A 19,751-nucleotide genomic window follows, 5' to 3' on the forward strand; every position below is an offset into this window, starting at 1 on the left:
TGTCGGTGATGGTAGGCGTAACCCTCGACAATGGATGTCACAGTTCTTACCCAGGCCCTAGGCGGGCGGGATGTTGTGGTTCAGGCGGAACAGGTTGCCCGGGTCGACGCGCCGCTTCAGCAGGCGCAGCCGGCGGTAGACCTCCGGCGGGTAGGCCCGGCGCACCACGTCCGGGTCGGTGTCGGCGATGCTCAGGAAGTTCGGGAACAGGCCGCCGGTGCACCACGGGCGCAGCCGGTCGATCACCGCGGCCTCGGCCGACCGGACCGCCGCCGCCTGATCCGGACCGGCCATCCCGACCATGAACAGGGTGAACGCCGCGTCCCGCTGCGCGACCGCGTTCGGGTGCCGCGGCGGGCACGCGAGCGCGCCGCCCAGGTGCCGGATCTCGGTGACCGCGATCGGCGACCCGGTTCCGGGCCCGGCCGTGGCGAGCAGGGCGTCCACCGTATCGGCGGTCAGCTCACCGAGCAGCGCGGTCCGCTCGACCGCGGGCACCGGCGTGACCGGGTCGGCGTGGATGGCGCCGAACGCGGTGTACGGCTGATCACTCACGGCGTCGAGCACCGGCGGGGCGATCGCGCGCAGCGGGCGGACCAGCGCGACGCCCTCGGCGGGGGAGCCGGTCCAGGCGATGCGCACCGCCACCGTCGGCCTCCCGCGCAGGGGCGCGGGAACGTCCCCGGCATCCGGCAGATTCTGCAGGGCGACCGACGAGGACATCGCGTCGGGCACGGTCCGGATCCATTTCCGGTACGCGTGAAGCACCGTCCTGGCATGCGCCCCGTCGTAGTACAGCGCCCCGCCGTAGAAACCGGTCACCGGGAACAGGGCGAACTCGATCGCGGTGACCAGGCCGAAGTTGCTCTTGCCGCCGCGCAGCCCGAAGAACAGCCCGGGGTCGGCGTCCGGGGTGACCGTGGTGAGGCACCCGTCGGCGGTGACCACGTCGATCGCGCGCACGTGGTCGGCGGCGTACCCGAACCGGCGCCCGAGGGTGGGGCTGAGGCCGCCACCAAGCGTGTAGCCGACCACACCGACCGTGCCGGAGGAGCCGTTGAGCGGGGCAAGCCCGTACGCCGCGGCCCGGTCCACCACCTCCTGCCAGCGGACACCGGCCTCGACCCGGGCCACCCGCCGCCGGGCGTCCACGGTCACCCCGCGCAGGGCCCGGGTCGACACCAGGATCGCGTCCGGTCCGATCGGGACCGACGGCTGATGCCCGGTGGCCAGCACCGCGATCGGGGCGCCGCGCCGGGACGCCAGCCGCACCGCGTACCGGACGTCGGTGGCGGTCTCGGCCGCGACGACCAGACCGGGCGCCGGAATCTGCGCCAGATCGAACGGCGCGACCTCGGCGGCGTACCCCGGATCGCCCGGGCGAAGGAGACGGCAGTGCGGGCCGGCGGCGTGCGAAGTCGCCGCGATGAGCGGGCCGGCCACGGCGCCCGCGCCGATGGCCAGGAGAGAACGTCGATCCACGTGAATCATGATGAGGCCCTGCTCAGGGTGGGTGTGCCGTTCCGGGAAACCGTCCTCCTATATCGCTGGGTAGGGTCCGGGATCCGGCTGTGGCGGGATCCGCCGGAGGGCCTCGGGCCGCGAGACTTGCCGGCATGTCGAACTATCACCGCCTCGCCCGTACCGAGGCCCACCGCTGGTGGCGTCCCGTGCTGGGCACGCTGTTCATCGCCGCCTCCACCGCGGTGCTGGTCGTGGGGGCGGTACTGGCCATCGCCCTCGCCGCCCTCATCGCCGGCCGCCCCGAGGACGCGGACGGCATGCCGACCTTCGGGGAACTGCCGGACCTGGCGTTCGGGTTCCTGAGCGTGGCGATCATGCTGCCGCTCACCCTGCTGGCCGCCCGCTGGATCCAGCGGCGCCCGGCCGGGACGCTCTCCTCGGTGACCGGGCGGCTCCGGTGGCGGTGGCTGCTGGCCTGCCTGCCGGTGGCACTGGCGGCGATCGTACTGTTCATGGCCGGGGGCCTGACCCTGGCCGGGACGACCGGCGAGGACATCGGCATGGACGATGCGCTGGCCGGCTGGATGCCGTTCCTGACCGCGATGGGCGTGCTGCTGCTGGTGGTGCCGGTGCAGGCGGCCGCCGAGGAGTACGTCTGCCGCGGCTGGCTGGTGCAGGCCCTGGGCGTCTGGTTCCGGTCGCCGTGGCTGCCGATCGCGGTGCAGGCGCTGGTCTTCGCGGCGCTGCACGGCTGGGGCACCCCGTGGGGCTTCGCCGACCTGGTGGTGTTCGGCGTGGTCGCCGGATACCTGACCGTGCGGACCGGTGGACTCGAGGCGGCGATCGCCCTGCACGTGATGAACAACCTGGTCAGCGCCGGCCTGGCCGCGGCGTTCGGTCAGCTCGGCCTGGACGAGACGGCGGCCGACATGCCGTGGCAGATGGTGGCGGTGGACGTGCCGGTGCTTCTCGCGTACGCCGCGGTGATCCTCTGGATGCACCGGCGCCGGACCGACACCGAGACGGCTCAGGCGCCCGAGGTCACGTACTCCAGCACGATGTCGCCGATCATGGCGCGGTAGTGCTCGCGGCGCTCCGGATCGAGCATGTCCCGCTGGAAGATCGCGTGGAAGGTGTGCCGGTTCGCGATCCGGAAGAAGCAGAACGAACTGATCAGCATGTGGACGTCGATCGGGTCGACGCCGCCGCGGAACCGTCCGGTGGCGTGCCCGCGTTCCAGGATCCGGGTCAGCGTCTCCAGCGCCGGGTTCGCCAGGCCGGCCAGGATCGCGGACCGGGTGATGTGCCGGGCGTGGTGGATGTTCTCGATGCTGACCAGGCGGATGAAGTCGGGGTGCGACTCGTGGTGGTCGAAGGTCAGCGCGGCCACCCGGCGGATCGCGTCGGCCGGGTCCAGGTGCTCGACGTCGACCTGGCGCTCCCGCTCCCGGATCCCGGTGTAGGCCCGCTCCAGCACGGAGATGTACAGCTTCTCCTTGCTGCCGAAGTAGTAGTAGATCATCCGCTTGGTGGTGCGGGTCTTCGCCGCGATCTCGTCGACGCGGGCGCCCGCATACCCCTTGTCGGCGAACTCGCCGGTGGCGACCTCGAGGATCTCGGACTGTGTCCGCGCGGCATCCCTTTCGGTCACGTCGGCCCTCCCTGGTCGCCCTGGGACCGACTGTAGTGCCAGCGGGATGCCGCGCCGGTCTCAGGTCCGGTCGGCCATGGCCTGATCGTAGGACGGGTACCCGAGCAGCCCGACCAGGTTGCCGGTGGCCCGGTCGAAGGCCTCGGCGATGTCGTCGTCGAAGTGGCGCCGCCAGTCACCGGCCTCGCCCTTGCGGTAGTGCGACACCCCGCCGGTCCGTTTCCGTTCGTCCATCCGGCGGAACGAGTACCGGTCGAGCAGGGTGGCCATCTCGTCCGGCGGCAGGGTGATCCCGCAGTGCCGCATCAGCCGGTCGACCGACGCGGCCTGCTCGTCACCGGTCAGGTCCTCGTACCGGAACAGGCGGATCGTGCCGGTGTCCGGCCCGGCCACCCAGGACCGCAGGGACCGGAACCGGCCCTTCGCCGCCAGGTCGTCGATCAGGTGGAGCAGGCCGTCCTTCTCCGAACGGGCACGCAGTTCCCGGCGTACCTCGAGGACGTCGCCCATCGGCGCGTGCGAGTCGCGGGTGGAGAAGTAGCTGGAGACGACCATGTCGCGGGGGTCGCGGAAGACGAAGAACGCGCGATGCCCGGCCGGCTTCGGCAGCTTCTCGAACCGTTTGCGGGAGATGAACAGCGACAGCGCGATACGTCGTGGTGGACAGACCCACGGCTCGTTCCAGTCGTGGCCGTAGAAACGCGGGTCGTAGGTGAGCAGGCCGGACCGCCGGTAGACGATCGGGTCGCTGAACAGCGCCTTCATCCATTGACTGGCGGTCTTGCGGACCGCGCAGTGGTAGATGTTCGTGAACTCGCAGGGGGACTCCACCGGCGTGAACAGCCGCAGGCGGGCGTTGTGCGACTCGAGCATCGCCCGGCGGGCCAGGACCCGCAGGGATTCCGGGGCGTGCTGTTTGGCATACATGACTGAGCGTTTGAGCATCGTCCGGACTCGTCCTCTGGGGGTGGGCGGTCGGGGCATCTCGCAACGGATCTGTTGACGGATGTTACAAGACTGTCAATGAATACGGGGTGAACGATGGTCGATCTGTCCGGCTGGTGATCGCGCACAACGGCCACCGCGGGTTTTGGCGGTGAGCGACTATCGCGGGCACCGGCGCGCTTGTTCTCCTTTGTTCCCATCCGAGCACCGGGAGGGCGCATGGAAGAGGCGGCATCGTCCGGGATCACCCGGCGAACGGCATTGACCGTGGCGGGCGGTGTGGCCGCCGGCGCGGTCATCGCGAAAGCCGCACCGGCCTACGCGGCCACCGACGCCGACGCGATCGTCGTCGGGCACGGACTCGCCGGACTGGTCGCCACGTCGGAACTGGTCGCGGCCGGCCGCAAGGTCCTGCTGCTCGACCAGGAACCGGAGGCGAGCCTCGGCGGGCAGGCGTTCTGGTCGTTCGGCGGACTGTTCTTCGTCGACTCGGTCGAGCAGCGGCTGATGGGCGTGCAGGACTCGTTCGACCTGGCGTGGCAGGACTGGCTCGGCACCGCCGGCTTCGACCGCGGCGTCGACGACCCCACCGGCCAGGACCACTGGGCCGCCAAGTGGGCGCGGGCCTACGTCGAGTTCGCCGCCGGCGAGAAGCGCTCGTGGCTGGCCGGCCTGGGCATGCAGTGGTTCCCGGCGGTCGGCTGGGCGGAACGCGGTGGTGGCCTGGCCGACGGGCACGGCAACTCGGTGCCCCGCTTCCACGTCACCTGGGGCACCGGGCCGGCCGTGATGGAACCGTTCGAGAAGAAGGTCCGGGCCGGTGTGGCAGCCGGCAAGGTGGTGTTCAAGTTCCGCCACCGGGTCGACGGACTGGTGACCACCAACGGCGCGGTCACCGGCGTGCGCGGTGCCGTTCTGGAACCGTCGACGGCAGCCCGCGGAGAACCCAGCTCGCGCACGGTGACCGGCGACTTCCAGCTGAACGCCCCGATCGTCATCGTGACCTCCGGCGGCATCGGCGCCAACCACGACCTGATCCGCCGCAACTGGCCGGCCCGCCTCGGCAAGGCCCCGGCCGCCATGATCACCGGCGTTCCGGCGCACGTCGACGGCCGGATGCTGGCGATCAGCGAAGCGGCCGGCGCCCGGATCGTCAACCCGGACCGGATGTGGCACTACACCGAGGGCCTGCGCAACTGGGACCCGATCTGGCCCGGCCACGGCATCCGCATCCTGCCCGGCCCGTCCTCGATGTGGTTCGACGCCACCGGGAGACGGCTGTCCGCACCGGACTGGCCCGGATACGACACGCTGCACACCCTCGGCACCATCACCGGCAGCGGATACGACTACTCCTGGTTCGTGGCCACCCAGGAGATCGTCGACAAGGAGTTCGCACTCTCCGGCTCGGAACAGAACCCCGACCTGACGAACAAGGACATCTGGCTGCTGCTGTCCCGGATCTGGCAGACCCCCGAACCGATCCGCAAGTTCCAGCAGTACGGTGCCGACTTCGTCAAGGCGAACACGCTTCCCGAACTGGTCACCGGGATGAACCGGGTGGCCGGCTCCAACCTGATCAAGCTGGAGTCCCTGAAGGCGCAGATCGAGGCCCGGGACCGGGAGATCACCAACAACTTCAGCAAGGACGCCCAGGTGATGGGGATCCGCAACGCGCTGACCTACCTGGGCGACCAGATCAGCCGCACCGCATCGGCCCACCGCATCCTGGACACGGCCAAGGGCCCGCTGGTGGCGGTGAAACTGAACATCCTGACCCGCAAGACGCTGGGCGGGCTGCAGACCAACCTGCAGGGACAGGTCCTGGACGCGGCCGGCAAGGCGATCCCCGGCCTGTACGCGGCCGGCGAGGTGGCCGGCTTCGGCGGCGGGGGAGTGCACGGGTACCGCTCGTTGGAGGGCACCTTCCTCGGCGGCTGCCTCTTCTCCGGACGCCAGGCGGGCCGGGCCGCGGCCGCCGCCCTCTGATCGGTGGAACAGGCCGCTGTCGTGGGTGACGACGGCGGCCCGGGTGCGGTCGTGCACACGCAGACGAGATTCGGGAGAACCGCCACAGCCCTCCTCGGTACCGCGAATAGGTGGTTTCTACCTACGCGGAGAGCGCCGTGGGCCGGGGATGCTCAATCACGTCAAACGGACCGGCGCGGCACCGCGCGGATCAGCGCGACCGCAGCCCGTCACCCGCAGCTCAAGGAGAATCAGCCATGTCTGTTCCTCGTATCTCCCGCCGGATCGCCGTCGCGGGCGCCGTCCTGGCCGCCACGGTGGGGGCGGGCGCTGTCGTGAGCACCGCCGCCTCGGCGGCTGACACGTCGACCGCCAAGCACGCGAGCAGCGGTGCGCACCACCAGCAGGTGCCGGCCGTGGCCTCGGCGTGGGCGGCCGCCTGGAACGGCAGCGACCCCCAGCGGCTGGCGCGGCTCTTCACCAAGGACGCCACGTACACCGACAACGCCATCGGGTTCACCGCCACCGGGAAGGCCGAGATCGCCGGCTGGAAGGAGCGTACGGATCTGCTCATCTCGGATGTGCGCATCGAGGTGAAGCAGGCGTTCCGTAGCGGCGACCGGGTCGCGATCGAAGCGGTCTACTCGGGGAAGCTCTTCGGGGCGCCCAAGCCGTTCGCGGTGCCCACCACGACCATTCTGGAACTCCGCGGTGGGCTCATCGCCAGCGACACGGACTACTACAACCTGGCCGCGGTGCTCGCCCAGTCTGGTCTGCCCGCGGACTGGACGCCGCCGCAGCCCTCCTGAATTCACGTCTTCGCCCCCGTGGATCGATGAGGTGGCCGTCCGGCTTCGCTCGGCGGCCGCCTTTCGCGATCTTGACATCGATGTACGGCCTGACTACCTTCCCTCAGTTATGGTGCCTAACTCAAGTTAGGAACCATAACTTCGGCCCGTGTTCGGGTCGCAACGAGAGGTCGGTGTCATGCGACTGGTCGCCCGTCAGTCCGAGTCGGTCGAGCTCCGTCGGATCACGGAGGCCGGCTCACGCGGTGACGGAGCGGCTGTCCTGCTGCTCGGCGAAGCGGGGATCGGGAAGTCAGCCCTGATCGAGGCTGCGATGGGGTCGGTGCGGGAATGGCTGGTCCTCCGCGCCGGTGGCACGGAGTTCGAGAGCGACCTGCCATACGCGGCGTTGCATCAGCTCTGCGCGCCGGTCCTGGAACGGCGTCACGACCTTCCCGATCCCCAGCGGCTCGCCGTCGAGACGGTCTTCGGGCTCGGCGCCGGGCCCGCGCCGAGCCCGCTGCTGGTCGGCCTGGCCGTGCTGGGCCTTCTCAGCGTCGCGGCACGTGACCAGCCGGTGTGCTGCGTGCTCGACGACGTCCAATGGATGGACCAAGGCTCGCGGAACGCGTTGTCCTTCATCGCGCGCCGGATCGGTGCCGAGCGCGTCGTGCTGTTGTTCGCCGCGCGGGAGGCCGCGTCGGTGCCCGAACTCGGCTCCCTCACCCACCTCACGGTCGGTCCTCTGAACAACGGCGAGGCCCACGACCTGCTCAGGTCGATGAACCTGTCCGGCCTGGACGAGGTGGTCCTCGACCGGGTCCTCGCCGAAGCCGCCGGCAATCCGTTGGCGCTGCTGGAGTTCGCCCGGTACGCGGGATCGATGGGACTGCCGGGGACGGACGTACGACCCGGTTCCACCGTCGTGCACGCCCTGGAGGACCGGTTCATCCGCCGCTTCCGGCAGCTGCCCCCGGAGGCACAGGCCATCGTCGTGCTCGCCTCGGCGGAGCCGCTCGGCGACCTCGGCCTGCTGCGCCGGGCGGCGGTGATCCGGGGACTGCGGACGTCCGCGCTGGAACGCGCCGAGGACGAAGGGCTCGTCGTGCTCGGGCCCCGGGTCCATTTCCGGCATCCGCTGGTGCGGTCGGCCGTCTACCGGTCGGTCACCCCGGGCCTACGGCGTCAGGCGCACGCGGCCCTGGCGAAGGCGACCGATATGAGCATCGATCCGGACCGCCGGGCCTGGCATCGGGCCAACGCGGTCGCCGAGAGTGACGAGGAGGTCGCCCTCGAACTGGAGCAGTCCGCCGACCGGGCTCAGCGCCGCGGCGGCCTCGTCGCCGCGGCCGCGTTCCTGGAACGGGCCGGACGGCTGACCCCCGAGCCGTCCGGCCAGGCTCGCCGGCTGATCGAGGGCGCCCGGCTCCGGCTGCGAGCGGGCGCACCGGCCGAGGCCGGGCGCCTGGTGGACGAGGTCGAGCGGCGGACCCTCGAAGCGCCGGAACGCGCGGCTGTACGCCTGCTGCGGGCCCTGATCGACTTTCATATCACGCGCAGCCCGCAGGCGGCGGCCGCGCTCGCCGACGCCGCCGCCGACCTCGGCACCGACCAGGCCCGGGAGACCTATCTCGAGGCGTTCGCGTCGTTCATGTTCAACGACAACGTCCCCGGCCGGCTCCGTGAACTCGCCGTTCGCATCCGGGAGCAGGCACCACGCCGGGAGCCGGCCCGGCCGGTCGATCTCCTCCTCGACGCCCTCGTCGACCAGATCCTGCTACCCGTCCAGGATGCGGTCCCGGCGATGATCCGTGCGGTGGCCGCGGTCCGTGAACAGGCGAGGACCTCGACCGCGAACCCGTGGTGGATGGAACTCGTCTGCCAGTTGTGCCTGGATCTGTGTGACGACGAGTCGATGACCGAGATCGCCGACCGGCAGGTCCAGCTCGCCCGCGGACAGGGTGCTTTCGCGATCCTGCCGCAGGCACTGCGCTACCAGACGATCGCCCGGACAGCGGTCGGCCGGTTCGACGACGCGGCCGCCTGCCTGGGCGAGGCCCGGGCGATCGACGAGGCAGCCGGCACGGTCAGCCTCGCCGGCGCGGAGCTGCTGCTCACCGCGTGGAGCGGCGACGCCGACCGGTACCGCGGACTGGGCGAGATGCTGCGCAGCCGGGTCGGCACCTTCGAGTTCACCGCCGAGTACTACGCCACCGCGGTCCTGCGTAACGGGCTCGGCGACTACCAGGCGGCACTCGACGCCGCCCTGGCCGCACAACACCGGCAGCAGCAGGGCTCGTACATCATCTGGGGTACGCAGCTGGAACTGGTCGAGGCCGCCGCGCGATCGGGACAGCCGGACCAGGCCGACCTGGCCGTACGCTGGCTGGCGGCACTGGCCCGGGCGAACCCGTCCCCGTGGGCGGTCGGGGGCGACCTGAGTGCCCAGGCCCTCGTCACGACCGGACCGGAAGCGGAGAAGCTGTACCGCGGTGCCGTCGATCAGTTCGCCCGGACCGAGTTGCGAGCCTTCTACGCGCGCAGCCGTCTCGTCTACGGCGAATGGCTGCGCCGGGCCGGCCGTCGTGCCGAGGCGCGCGTCGAGCTCCGGGCGGCCCACGAACTGCTGTCGGCGATCGGTGCACGGGCCTTCGCCGAACGGGCGGCCCGCGAACTCCTCGCGACCGGGGAACATCCACGACGTGCCGGTGCCGACCCCCTCAGCTCCCTGACCGACCAGGAGGTCCTCATCGCCGGCAAGGTTTCCGCCGGCGCGACGTCGAAGGAGGTCGCCGCCACGCTGTTCCTCAGCCCCCGGACGATCGACGCGCACCTGCGCAACATCTACCGCAAGCTCAACATCTCCTCACGCCGTCAGCTCCGTGAGCTGCCCCTGCGACCGCCTACCACGCCGACTACGTAATTCTTGCTGACGCGACGCGCTCCTCCTCCGGCGCAGGATCAGCACAGCAGATGACCCGCGGACGAAGAGGAGCAATCGTGATTACTGAAGTGGAACTGCCGGGGGCCGTCGAGCCGGAGGGCCTGGCTCTGCGCACCCGGCCGACACCGCCGGCCGGCCGCGGGCAGGCCCTGATCCGGATGGAGGCGAGCGGCGTCTCGTTCGCGGAACAGCAGATGCGCCGCGGCAAGTACTACGACCAGCCGCCGTATCCCTTCGTCCCCGGCTATGACGTCGTCGGCGTGGTGGAGAGCGTCGGCGACGACACCGGCGACGGCTCCGCCCTGGTCGGACGCCGGGTCGCCGCCCTGACGAAGATAGGTGGCTGGGCCGACCGTCTCGTGCTGCCGGTCGCCGACCTCGTTCCGGTGCCGGACGGGCTCAGCGCGGCCGAGGCGGAGGCCGTCATCGTCAACGGCGTCACCGCACGCCGCATGCTCGCCCGCACGAAAGCAACGCGGGGCGACACGGTTGTCGTGCTGGGCGCCAACGGTGGGGTCGCCTCCCTGCTGGTCCAGATGGCCCGCGTCCTCGGCATCCAGGTGCTGGGGGTCGTGTCGGCACGGCACTTCCCCTACGTACGGGAACTCGGCGCCACCCCGGTCGACCGCCACGGTGACGTCGGCGCGCAGGTCGCGCAGCTCGCACCGAACGGTGTCGCGGCCGTCTTCGACCACGTGGGTGGCCCCGGAATCCGGGACTCGTGGGCGATGCTCGCGCACGGCGGGGTTCTGGTCTCCTACGGTTCGGCCTCGACCCGCGACGACGCCGGTAACCCACGGCTGCCGGTTCTCGGCCTGATCGCCCAGCTCATGCTCTGGACCGCGCTGCCGAACGGACGGTCGGCGACGTTCTTCGACCTCTGGGCCGGCCGCCGGACGAACCCGGACCGCTACCGTGCCGAGCTGCGGGCCGACCTGGAAGCGGTCTTCCAGCAGCTCGCCGCCGGCGAGATCACCGCCCGGATCGCCCGGGCGTTTCCGCTCTCGCAGGTCGCCGAAGCGCTCCGATTCGCCGAGTCCGGTGCCGCGGCGGGCAAGGTGGTCCTGGTCCCCGACTCCCTCTGACCGGCAGCGGGTATCGCGTAGAGCATCACCACCGGCTCGAAGTCCAGGCGTCGCACCCGTCGCCCGTGACGGCCGACACAGAAGGCGGGAACTTTTCGGCGGGCACCGGCGACCAACCAGCAACCCCCACCGGTGCCCGAACGAGGAGCCCATGTCCACCATCGCCGATCCCGCCACGACCGACGTACCGTCACCGCCGGCCGGACCCGCTCGTCCCCGCACCAGCTTCGGCCCTCTGCTGCTGCGCCTGCACTTCTACGCCGGCATCCTGGTCGCACCGTTCATCCTGATCGCGGCCGGCACCGGCTTCCTGTTCACCCTGGTGCCCACTCTGGACAAGATCGTCTACAGCTCCGAGCTGACGGTCTCCTCGGTGGGGGACGCGACCCTGCCGGTGGCCGAGCAGATCGCCGCGGCGCGCGCCACGCATCCCGACGGAGACCTCCTGGGGGTACGCGTGAGCGAAGGTACCGCCACCACCCAGGTCGACTTCTCCTCCCCGGGGCTCGACGAAGCGGCCGAACTGGCGCACACCGTCTACGTCGACCCGTACACCGGTGCGGTCACCGGCCAACTCACCACCTGGTGGGGTGCGACCCCGCTGAACACCTGGCTGGACCAGTTCCACCGGGACCTGCACCTCGGATCGACCGGCACGCTCTACTCGGAGTTCGCCGCGAGCTGGCTGTGGATCCTCGCCCTCGGCGGCGTGGCCCTGTGGTGGCGGCGCAACAAGGCGAAGCGCACCGCCCGCCGCCTGCTCGCCCCGGATCTGGCCGCGAAGAAGGGTGTCCGCCGCACCCGCAGCTGGCACGGCGCTCTCGGCCTGTGGGTGGCGCTCGGCATGCTGATCCTCTCGGCCACCGGCCTGACCTGGTCCGACCGGGCCGGCGCCAACTTCTCGGCGGTCCTCGACGAGGTGAAGGGCAACCGTCCCTACGTCACCACCAGCATCGACGCCGCCCCGGCCGCCGGCCACCACGGCGGTGCGGCCGTCACCGCCCCGGTCGACCCGTTCGCCGTCGACACGGTCCTGGCCGGTGCGCGTGACGCCGGACTCGACGGCCCCCTGGCGGTCACCCCGCCAGCCGACGCCGCCAGTGCCTGGACCGTCACCCAGAACGACAGCCTCTGGCCGGTGCGCCTGGACAGCGTCGCCGTCGACGCGAGCGGCACGGTCGTCGACCGGGTCGACTTCGCCGATTGGCCGTTCCTCGCCAAACTCACCAGCTGGGGCGTCAACGCCCACATGGGCCTGCTGTTCGGCATCGCCAACCAGATCGTCCTGGCGGCCCTCGCTCTCGGCCTGGTCACCCTGATCGTCTGGGGCTATCGCATGTGGTGGCAGCGCCGCCCCACCCGCGCCGACCGTCGCGCCCCGGTGGGTGCTCCGCCGGTCGGCCCCGGCGCCTGGCAGGCGCTGCCCACCTGGGCCATCGTCGTCGGCGGCCCACTGATCTTCGGCCTCGGATGGGCCCTGCCGCTGTTCGGCATCCCCCTCGCCGCCTTCCTCGCCATCGACCTGATCACCAGCGAGGTTCGCCGCCGCAGGAGGCCGCAGATTCCGGTGTCCCCGGCTCCAGCGGGCAGCTGACCGGTTCAGATCAGATATCGAAGGTCGCCCGGCCGCTGAACACGTTTCGTGGTCCGGGCGCGAAGCCCGCCCGCGTGGTGACTTCAGGCGCCCAGGCCGCCCGTATTCACCACACCGCCACGGGTGTGGTGATTTGGGGCGTGCAGCGCGCCCGTATTCACCACACCGCCACGGGTGTGGTGATTTGGGGCGTTCAGCGCGCCCGTATTCACCACACCGCCACGGGTGTGGTGATTTGGGGCGTTCAGCGCGCCCGTATTCACCACACCCCCATCGGTGTGGTGAATTGGGGCGTCCAGCGCGCCTGAAATCACCACGCGGGCGGGCTTCGCACCCTGGCCACGAAGCGTGTCTAGTTCTGCGGGGGAGCGTCGGCCGGCCCGGAACCCCAGGTGAGGCTCGGTGTCGCGGACCGGGTGTAGACGAGCGAACCTCCGGTCCGCACCGCCGTCGCCGGAAGCCAGGCCTTGGTCCGGGGCCTGCCGTCCAGGCGCAGGTCCCGCACGTACCGGCCGTCGCCGGGGGCGTCGATGGTCAGCGACCGCCCACCGGCCAGGTGGACGACGGCGCGGGGGAACAGCGGCGTGGTCAGTGCCAGTTCGGCACGGGTCGGGACGGTCGGGTACAGGCCCAGGGCGGAGAAGACGTACCAGGCGCTCATCGTCCCGGCGTCGTCGTTGCCGGGGATGCCGCCGGTGCCGTCACCCCACTTGCCGTCGAGGATCGCGCGGACCGTCTCCTGTGTCTTGTACGCCTGCCCGAAGTAGTTGTACAGGTACGGCGTCTGAATATCCGGCTCGTTGGTCGCGTCGAACCGCGTGCTGCTCGTGGCGCTCAGGTCGAACGACCCGTCGGCCTTGCGGAAGAAGGCGTCCAGCCGTTCGGCCGCCTTCGCGGTGCCGCCCATCGCATCGGCCAGCCCGAGCACGTCGGAGTAGACCATCCAGGTGTACTGGGCGCTGCTGCCCTCGACGAAACCGGTGCCGGTGGACGGGCTGAAGCCGGGCGCCCAGGTCCCGTCGGCGTACCGGTCCCGCATCCAGCCGGTGTACGGCCCGTCCGGCGGTGCCGGGGTCGCCACCGCCGGGTCGGCCAGCTCCAGCTCGCCGAGCTGCACGATCGGCTCGCCACCGTTGGCCGTCACGTTCAGGCGGTAGTAGAGGTACGGCTTCGGGTCGGCCACCGGGTACTCGAGGGTCTGCCCCCGCTGGGTGAAGGCCTGCCCGTTCTGCGCGTCGACCACCTCCCACGTGACGCCGTCGGCGCTGCCCAGCAGTTCCCAGCTGCGCGGGTCACGGCCGGGGACGTCGTTGGCTGACGTCAGCGCGTACCCCGTGATGGTGTGTGGCTCTTGAAGTTGCGCCTGGATCCAGCCGGTGGTGGCGAAGGTGAGCCACTTGGTGCCCTTGTCGCCGTCGAAGGCCTGGACCTTGCCCTCGGAGGGGGCGTTCTCGCCGCTCGCGGTGATCGTGGCGATCTTCTCGCGGACGTTGTGGGCCAGGCCGGGATCCGCCACGGCGGCCGGGTCGAACACGTTGCGCCAGTTGTGCGATCGGTCCAGGAAGAGCCGCTCGTTCGCGTCGTCGCCGAGAGCCTTGGCCAGCCGGGACAGACCGTAGTCGGCGGCCGCGTCCTCCAGGGTCTCGGCCGCGCCACCCCAGCAGTGGCAGTCGTCGGCCGGGACGTAACCCAGTTCCAGGTACTTGTCGAGGGCGGGACGCTGCCCGACGCACTCGACGTTGCACCCGGCGTCGCTGGAGTCGTTCGCGGTGGGGACGGTCGCGGCGCGTACCAGAGAATCGAAGGCACCGCGGACGTCGAAGTTCCGGGCGCCGAAGGCGTGGATGGCCGCGACGGCGGCTGCCGACGGGTCACCGGACATGACGGCGGTCTTGCCGTGCTGCAGCAGCCAGCGGTCCCATTCGCCGTCGCGCTGACCGGCATAGTTGTAGAGCGACTGGGCGAAATCCCCGGCCATGACCGGGTCCAGCATGGTCAGCAACTGCACCTGCGCGCGATAGACGTCCCAGCCGGAGAACGTGCCGTACTGCGCCTTCTGGCCGGCGCTCAGGGTGTGTACGGTGTCGTCGGCACCCATGTACCGGCCGGTGACGTCGCTGGTCAGCGTCGGTTCGAGCTGTGCGTGGTACAGCGCGGTGTAGAACGTGCGGCGTTGCGCCTCGGTGCCGCCGCCGATCGCGATCCTTCTCAGTCGCTCGGTCCAGGCCTTCCGGGCGGCGACCGCGATCGTGTCGAAACTGCGGTTGCCGTTCTCCTTCGCCAGGTTGGCGCGGGCGCCGTCCAGGCTGACGTACGAGATCGCGACGCGCATCCCGACGCTGGTCGTGCCGGGTGCGAACGTCACGTACCCGCCGGAGCCCTTGCCCGCGACGGGCCGTCCGGTGGCGCTGTATCCGCTACCGCCGCTCGCGTCGGTGCCGCCTGGGGTGAGCACGCTGTCCTGCCAGGTGCCGGTCGTTGCGAACGGCTGGTCGAGGACGGCGACGAAGTGCAGCGTGTAGTACGCGTGACTGTTGTTCGTGCTCTGCGGCCCGCAGAAGTTGCCGGCGCTGACCGACCCGGTCACGGTACGGGTGGCAGGGTCGATGTGCACCGTCGCGTCCTCGCTGCCGGTCTCCGACATCGAGGTCCGGAACAGCAGGCTGGCCGTCTGCTCCGCGGGGAAGGTGAACCGTCCGGAGCCGGTCCGCGGGGTCACGGTCAGTTCGGCGCCCGCGCCGCTGTCCAGGCCGACGGCGTAGTAGCCCGGCCGGGCGGCCTCGTCGGCGTGCGCGAACGTGCTGGCGTACACGGCGTCGGTGGCGTCCGCGGTGGGTGACGTGGTGATGTCGCCGACCTGCGGCATGACCGGGATGTCACCGTTGGCGCCGGAGCAGCCGACGCCGCTGAGGTGGGTGAGGCTGAAGCCGCGGATCCGGGTGGCGGTGTACTGGTAGCCGCCCGGGGCCGGGGTGGAGATCTGGGTGCCGCGGGAGGTCTGCGGGCTCCAGGCCAGCATGCCGAACGGGGTGACCGCTCCCGGGTACGTGTTGCCGAGGTTCGTCGTGCCGATGAACGGGTCGACGTACCCGGCCGGGTCGTCGACGAGTGGCAGTGCGGCGCCGTGAGCTGCGGCGGCGCCGATCGTGACGGTGAGGGCGGTGCCCAGGGCCACGGCGACAGTACGGAGTCCGAACACGCATCCCCCAGTAGCGACATCGATGCCGGTCACTTACTGGAAACAACCTTGTTCGATCTTCTTCGATGTGTCAATCATGAGTGTGACGAACGCCACTGGTTGCCGACTGTTGTGATCGACATGGGGGCGGGGCGGTCGAGGTGGTGATCGCATGATCACTTGCTGTTCCCGCCCCAGGTGAGGTCGTCGGGTGCTGCCGGCGCGGGGCGGTTCGTTGGTGAGACAGTGATGACGACCGATTTGACCGCGGGCGAGAGAATCCGACCGATGAACACCGATAAGCCCACCCCAGCAGCCGAGAGCGGCACGTCCGGAACCGATGAGCCGGCCGAGCCCACGGTCCTGTTGCCGGCCGCTCCGACGGCGGGCTCCGAGCCGACAGTCGATCTGTCCGCGGCGTCCTCGTCGGAGGCCGGCTCGGAGGCGGGGGAATCGGAACCCACCGTCAATCTGACGGCGTCGGCCGAGCCCGAGCCGCCGGCCGCTCCTTCGGCGGAGAAGGTGCCCGAGCCGCCGGCCGCTCCTTCGGAGGAGGAGGTGCCGGAGCCGACCGTCGTGCTGCCCTCGCCCCGGCCCGCGCCGGACTCGGAGCCCACGGTCGCCCTGACGACCCGGCCCGAGGCTGAGGCGGAGCCCACGGTCGCGATGGCGGTCCCTGCCGAGGCGGAGCCGACGGTAGCCATGGCGATCCCTGCCGAGGTGGAGGCAGAGCCGACGGTGGCCATGGCGATTCCCGCCGAGGTGGAGGCGGAGCCGACGGTGGCCATGCCGATTCCGCCCAGCGTCGAGGCGGAGCCGACGGTTGCGATGGCGATTCCGCCCAAGGTGGAGGCCGAACCTACGGTCGCGCTGCCGAAGCCGCGGCCGGCGCCTCCGGTGGAGTCGGACGAGCCGACCGTCGCCATGCCCGCCCCGCCCAAGCCGGAGCGGCTGTTCACCGTGCCGAAGCAGCGGTCCGTCACGACCGTGGCGCCGCCGCCGGCCGAACCGACGATCGCTCTTCCGGCGCCGCCGAAGACGCCGGTCCCCGTACCCCCGCAGGCGAAGCCCCTCACCCGCCGGCGCCTCCTCTGGGCCATCCCGGCGGTGGCCGGCACCGCCCTGGTCGGCGGCACGATCGCCGCCCTGGCAGGCCGGGACGAGCCGCGGGCCTCCGCCCCCAACCTGACCGTCAGTGAACCCCCGCCGCCGCCGTCGCAGAGCCCCACCCCGGTGCCGACCACGCCCCGGCCGACGACGCCGGTGATGAAGGTTCCGGTGCACACCCTCGCGGACTTCCGCAGGATGGTGCCGGGTGACCCGTTCCCCACCGACGCGATCGCCCTGACCATCGACGACGGCCCGCACCCGGAGTGGACCCCGCCGATCCTGCGCCTGCTGGAGAAACACGGCGTCCCGGCGCTGTTCTGCATGATCGGCAACCAGGTGCTGGGTCACGAGTCCACCGCCCGTGACGTGGTCAACGACGGTCACCACGTCGCGAACCACACCTGGAGCCACCCGCTCAACGTGGCCGAACTGTCGTCCCGCAAGGCGATCAAGGAGCTGCACCGGGCACAGGACAAGATTTACAGCACCACCGATTTCGCGCCGAGTCTGTTCCGTGCGCCCGGCGGCGCCTGGTCCGACGGGCTGTCGAAATCGGTCTCGCAGGCCGGCATGATCCCGATGGACTGGACCACCGACCCGCGCGACTGGTCACGCCCCGGCGTCGGAAAGATCGTCAAGCGTCTGCTCGCCTCCGAGCCCGGCCAGATCCTGCTCTGCCACGACGGCGGCGGCGACCGCTCGCAGACGCTGGCGGCCCTGAAGACGGTCATCCCCGCGCTCCAGGCGAAGGGGCTGAAGTTCGTCGCCCTGGCCTGACCGTTCCCGGTCAACCCTTGCGGAACAGCCCCCGCGGCGCGGGAGAATGCCGGGATGAGCGAACACGCCACAGTGGACACCACGGTTCCGCATTCGGCCCGGATCTGGAACTACTGGCTCGGCGGCACGGACAACTTCGCGGTCGACAGGGCCGCCGGCGACGAGGTGATCGCCCACATCCCGGACATCCCGATCGGGGCGCGGTCCGAGCGGGTGTTCCTCAAGCGGGTGGTCCGGTTCCTCGTCGAGGACGCCGGCATCCGCCAGTTCCTCGACGTCGGCACCGGGCTGCCCTCCGCGGACAACACCCACGAGGTCGCGCAGTCCCTGGACCCGGCGTGCCGGGTGCTCTACGTCGACAACGACCCGCTCGTCATGGTGCACGCGCGGGCGCTGCTGTCCGGCACGCCGGAGGGTGTCTGCGACTACGTCGAGGCCGACCTGCGGGAGCCGGAGACGATCCTCGCGGCCGCCCGCAAGACCCTCGACCTCACCCAGCCGGTCGCGCTCATGCTGCTCGGCGTCGTCAACCACCTGATGGACGACGACGTGGCGTACGCTGCCGTCGCCCGGCTGGTGCAGGCCCTGCCCGCGGGCAGCCACCTGGTGCTCACCCACTCCACCGCGGAGATCCACGGCGAGCCGATGCTGCGGGTGATGCGGGAGACCACCGAGCGCGGCGGCACCCCGATCCGCGCCCGGACGAAGGCCGAACTCGAACGCTTCTTCGACGGCCTGGACCTGCTGGAGCCCGGCGTGGTGACGTGTTCGCGCTGGCGGCCCGACCCGGACTCCGGCGAGCCGGAGGTCTACCTGTTCGGCGGCGTCGGCCGCATCGGCTGAGCGGCGCCCTGCCGGTATCGTGAGCTGTTCGGCGACGCTTCCGGTGCAGGCTGCGGGGACGGAATCTGATGGCACGCAGGCGTACCCAAGTAATGATCTTGACGTTGATTCTTGCCGTTGCGGGATGTGCCGAGGCCGGAACCCCGGCGGAGCGGGCCACTAGCGTGAGCGCGGCACCGATCCGGACCGACCGGGAACCGATCGTCAAGCGGTTCCCGGCGCTCGGTGATTTCACCGAGGTGCACTGGCTGGCGGCGACACCCGGCGGTGACAGCCGGGTGCCCGGGCCGACCGACACGACCATCCAGGCGGTGATGGTGCTGCAGCCACAGACGGCGGAGGCGGCGGCCGGAGGTTACGAGTGGGAGCCGGCCGAGGAGGGCTGGGACGCGGCGCTCGACGCCGGGCTGCGCGAGTATCTGCCGGACGGTGCCTCCTGGCAGACCAGTGAGCAGTGGGCCGAGGAGGTACGGACCCCGCAGTACCACGGTCTGGTCCACCTGGACCCGGCCAGCGGCACCGTTGTCCTCTCCGTGACCGACTCCTGAGCCGCCTCGGTCGGTATCGTGACGGGGTCATACGGGCGGCTGGACGGTGACCTTCGTGCCGTAGTCGTGCAGCTTCATGGTGGCCCGCACCCGGGCGGTCCGGGTCCGGCCGGTTTCGCTGCCCTGGATGTCGGCCTTGATCTCGGCCGGGCGGCCGTCGTCGTCGAGCGTCACGGTCACGTCGGCGAAGCCCTCCTCGAAGTCCTCGAACGCCCCGAAGTCCAGTCCGAGGTGTTCGCAGGAGCCCGGCCCGGTGATGGCCGTCTCGCAGGAGAAGTCGAACGGTTCGCCGGAGCCGTAGACCGTCCGCGCGTAGTCGCTGTCCGCGGTGGGCAGGTAGGTCGCCGGGTCGAGGAACCCCACGTCGACCGTCGACGGGTCGCGGCTGACCGAGGTGGAGCCCGGGTCGCGGCGCGGCGATGCGGTCCAGGTCGGCGGGACGGCCTGGTCGGTTCGCACGTACACCTGGTCGGCCGTCGCGATCACCTGCTGCGGGGTGCCCGCTTCGGGTGGCGAGACGAGCTCCATCGCCAGGTCCAGCTGGTGCCCGTCCGGAACGCCCACGCCCGTGCCGACGTACGTCCGGGCGGATGTCCGGCCCGCCAGGGTGGCGCTCATGGTCACCGTGAAGTCCACTGTTTGACATCCTCGCCGCCCTAAAGGACGGCGATTCCAGCCACGCTGCGCGTGGCACGCGCGGCGTTCTGGCGGGTTACCGCTTCACTGCGTGGTGCCGGGACAAGTCCTGGTCTTACCTGCGCTCGACGGTCGTTGAAGTCCGCCTGCCCGGCGGCCTTGATGTTGATGGCGGCATTGACGTCACGGTCGTGGTGGCTGCCGCACGGGCAGTTCCACT

16 protein-coding genes are annotated in these 19,751 nt (G+C 71.0%); 9 read left to right on the top strand and 7 right to left on the bottom strand.

Going from position 1 to position 19,751, the window contains the following annotated elements:
* Positions 1-57 precede the first annotated feature (57 nt).
* Positions 58-1,482, bottom strand: a complete 1,425-nt coding sequence (locus QSK32_RS43620; RefSeq protein ID WP_285475345.1) for an FAD-binding oxidoreductase — start codon at positions 1,480-1,482, stop codon at positions 58-60.
* A gap of 134 nt (positions 1,483-1,616) precedes the next feature.
* Here QSK32_RS43620 and QSK32_RS43625 point away from each other — a divergent pair, with 134 nt between their 5' ends.
* The gene (locus QSK32_RS43625; RefSeq protein ID WP_285475346.1) at positions 1,617-2,546 is read left to right on the top strand and encodes a CPBP family intramembrane glutamic endopeptidase; all 930 of its coding nucleotides are present in this window, start codon (positions 1,617-1,619) and stop codon (positions 2,544-2,546) included.
* On the opposite strand, the gene QSK32_RS43630 is transcribed toward QSK32_RS43625, so the two are convergent.
* Positions 2,492-3,115 carry a TetR/AcrR family transcriptional regulator gene (locus QSK32_RS43630; RefSeq protein WP_045747617.1) on the bottom strand — a complete coding sequence of 208 codons (624 nt, stop codon included), beginning with the start codon at positions 3,113-3,115 and terminating at the stop codon, positions 2,492-2,494. The two genes, QSK32_RS43625 and QSK32_RS43630, sit on opposite strands and share 55 nt — an antisense overlap.
* A 60-nt stretch (positions 3,116-3,175) precedes the next feature.
* Complete coding sequence (locus QSK32_RS43635; protein ID WP_045747616.1) at positions 3,176-4,060, bottom strand: sulfotransferase domain-containing protein; 885 nt, start codon at positions 4,058-4,060, stop codon at positions 3,176-3,178.
* 219 nt (positions 4,061-4,279) lie between these two features.
* Here QSK32_RS43635 and QSK32_RS43640 point away from each other — a divergent pair, with 219 nt between their 5' ends.
* The 5 genes from QSK32_RS43640 to QSK32_RS43660 all read left to right on the top strand — a co-directional run bounded on the left by QSK32_RS43640 (position 4,280) and on the right by QSK32_RS43660 (position 12,439).
* Positions 4,280-6,049: an FAD-binding dehydrogenase gene (locus QSK32_RS43640; RefSeq protein ID WP_285475347.1), complete on the top strand. Its 1,770-nt coding sequence runs from the start codon at positions 4,280-4,282 to the stop codon at positions 6,047-6,049.
* A 236-nt stretch (positions 6,050-6,285) separates the two neighbouring features.
* On the top strand, positions 6,286-6,837 hold the full coding sequence (locus tag QSK32_RS43645; protein ID WP_083449656.1) for a nuclear transport factor 2 family protein: 552 nt from the start codon (positions 6,286-6,288) through the stop codon (positions 6,835-6,837).
* 178 nt (positions 6,838-7,015) lie between these two features.
* The gene (locus tag QSK32_RS43650) at positions 7,016-9,739 is read left to right on the top strand and encodes a helix-turn-helix transcriptional regulator (protein ID WP_045747614.1); all 2,724 of its coding nucleotides are present in this window, start codon (positions 7,016-7,018) and stop codon (positions 9,737-9,739) included.
* A gap of 77 nt (positions 9,740-9,816) precedes the next feature.
* Entirely contained in the window at positions 9,817-10,845 is a 1,029-nt protein-coding gene (locus QSK32_RS43655) for a medium chain dehydrogenase/reductase family protein (protein ID WP_285475348.1), read from the top strand.
* Positions 10,846-10,996: 151 nt separating this feature from the next.
* On the top strand, positions 10,997-12,439 hold the full coding sequence (locus QSK32_RS43660) for a PepSY-associated TM helix domain-containing protein (RefSeq protein ID WP_285475349.1): 1,443 nt from the start codon (positions 10,997-10,999) through the stop codon (positions 12,437-12,439).
* A gap of 83 nt (positions 12,440-12,522) precedes the next feature.
* On the opposite strand, the gene QSK32_RS43665 is transcribed toward QSK32_RS43660, so the two are convergent.
* Both QSK32_RS43665 and QSK32_RS43670 read right to left on the bottom strand, forming a co-directional pair.
* Positions 12,523-12,756 carry a hypothetical protein gene (locus QSK32_RS43665; RefSeq protein WP_285475350.1) on the bottom strand — a complete coding sequence of 78 codons (234 nt, stop codon included), beginning with the start codon at positions 12,754-12,756 and terminating at the stop codon, positions 12,523-12,525.
* A gap of 35 nt (positions 12,757-12,791) precedes the next feature.
* On the bottom strand, positions 12,792-15,638 hold the full coding sequence (locus tag QSK32_RS43670) for a GH92 family glycosyl hydrolase (RefSeq protein ID WP_285475351.1): 2,847 nt from the start codon (positions 15,636-15,638) through the stop codon (positions 12,792-12,794).
* 267 nt (positions 15,639-15,905) lie between these two features.
* On the opposite strand from QSK32_RS43670, the gene QSK32_RS43675 reads away from it, so the two are divergent.
* From QSK32_RS43675 to QSK32_RS43685, 3 genes are all read left to right on the top strand, one after another.
* Positions 15,906-17,504 (top strand): polysaccharide deacetylase family protein, encoded by a 1,599-nt coding sequence (locus QSK32_RS43675; RefSeq protein ID WP_285475352.1) that lies wholly within the window; start codon positions 15,906-15,908, stop codon positions 17,502-17,504.
* Between the two features lie 54 nt (positions 17,505-17,558).
* Entirely contained in the window at positions 17,559-18,347 is a 789-nt protein-coding gene (locus QSK32_RS43680; protein WP_285475353.1) for an SAM-dependent methyltransferase, read from the top strand.
* Between the two features lie 164 nt (positions 18,348-18,511).
* Positions 18,512-18,895 (top strand): hypothetical protein, encoded by a 384-nt coding sequence (locus QSK32_RS43685; RefSeq protein WP_245674317.1) that lies wholly within the window; start codon positions 18,512-18,514, stop codon positions 18,893-18,895.
* 27 nt (positions 18,896-18,922) lie between these two features.
* On the opposite strand, the gene QSK32_RS43690 is transcribed toward QSK32_RS43685, so the two are convergent.
* Positions 18,923-19,531: a hypothetical protein gene (locus QSK32_RS43690; RefSeq protein ID WP_285475354.1), complete on the bottom strand. Its 609-nt coding sequence runs from the start codon at positions 19,529-19,531 to the stop codon at positions 18,923-18,925.
* 20 nt (positions 19,532-19,551) lie between these two features.
* Positions 19,552-19,751, bottom strand: a 200-nt coding sequence (locus tag QSK32_RS43695) for a zinc ribbon domain-containing protein (protein WP_285474024.1), incomplete at its 5' end; no start/stop codon positions are given.

Origin of the sequence: Actinoplanes sp. NBRC 101535 (assembly GCF_030269225.1) — a bacterium.
In the GTDB taxonomy this organism is placed as follows: domain Bacteria; phylum Actinomycetota; class Actinomycetes; order Mycobacteriales; family Micromonosporaceae; genus Actinoplanes; species Actinoplanes rectilineatus.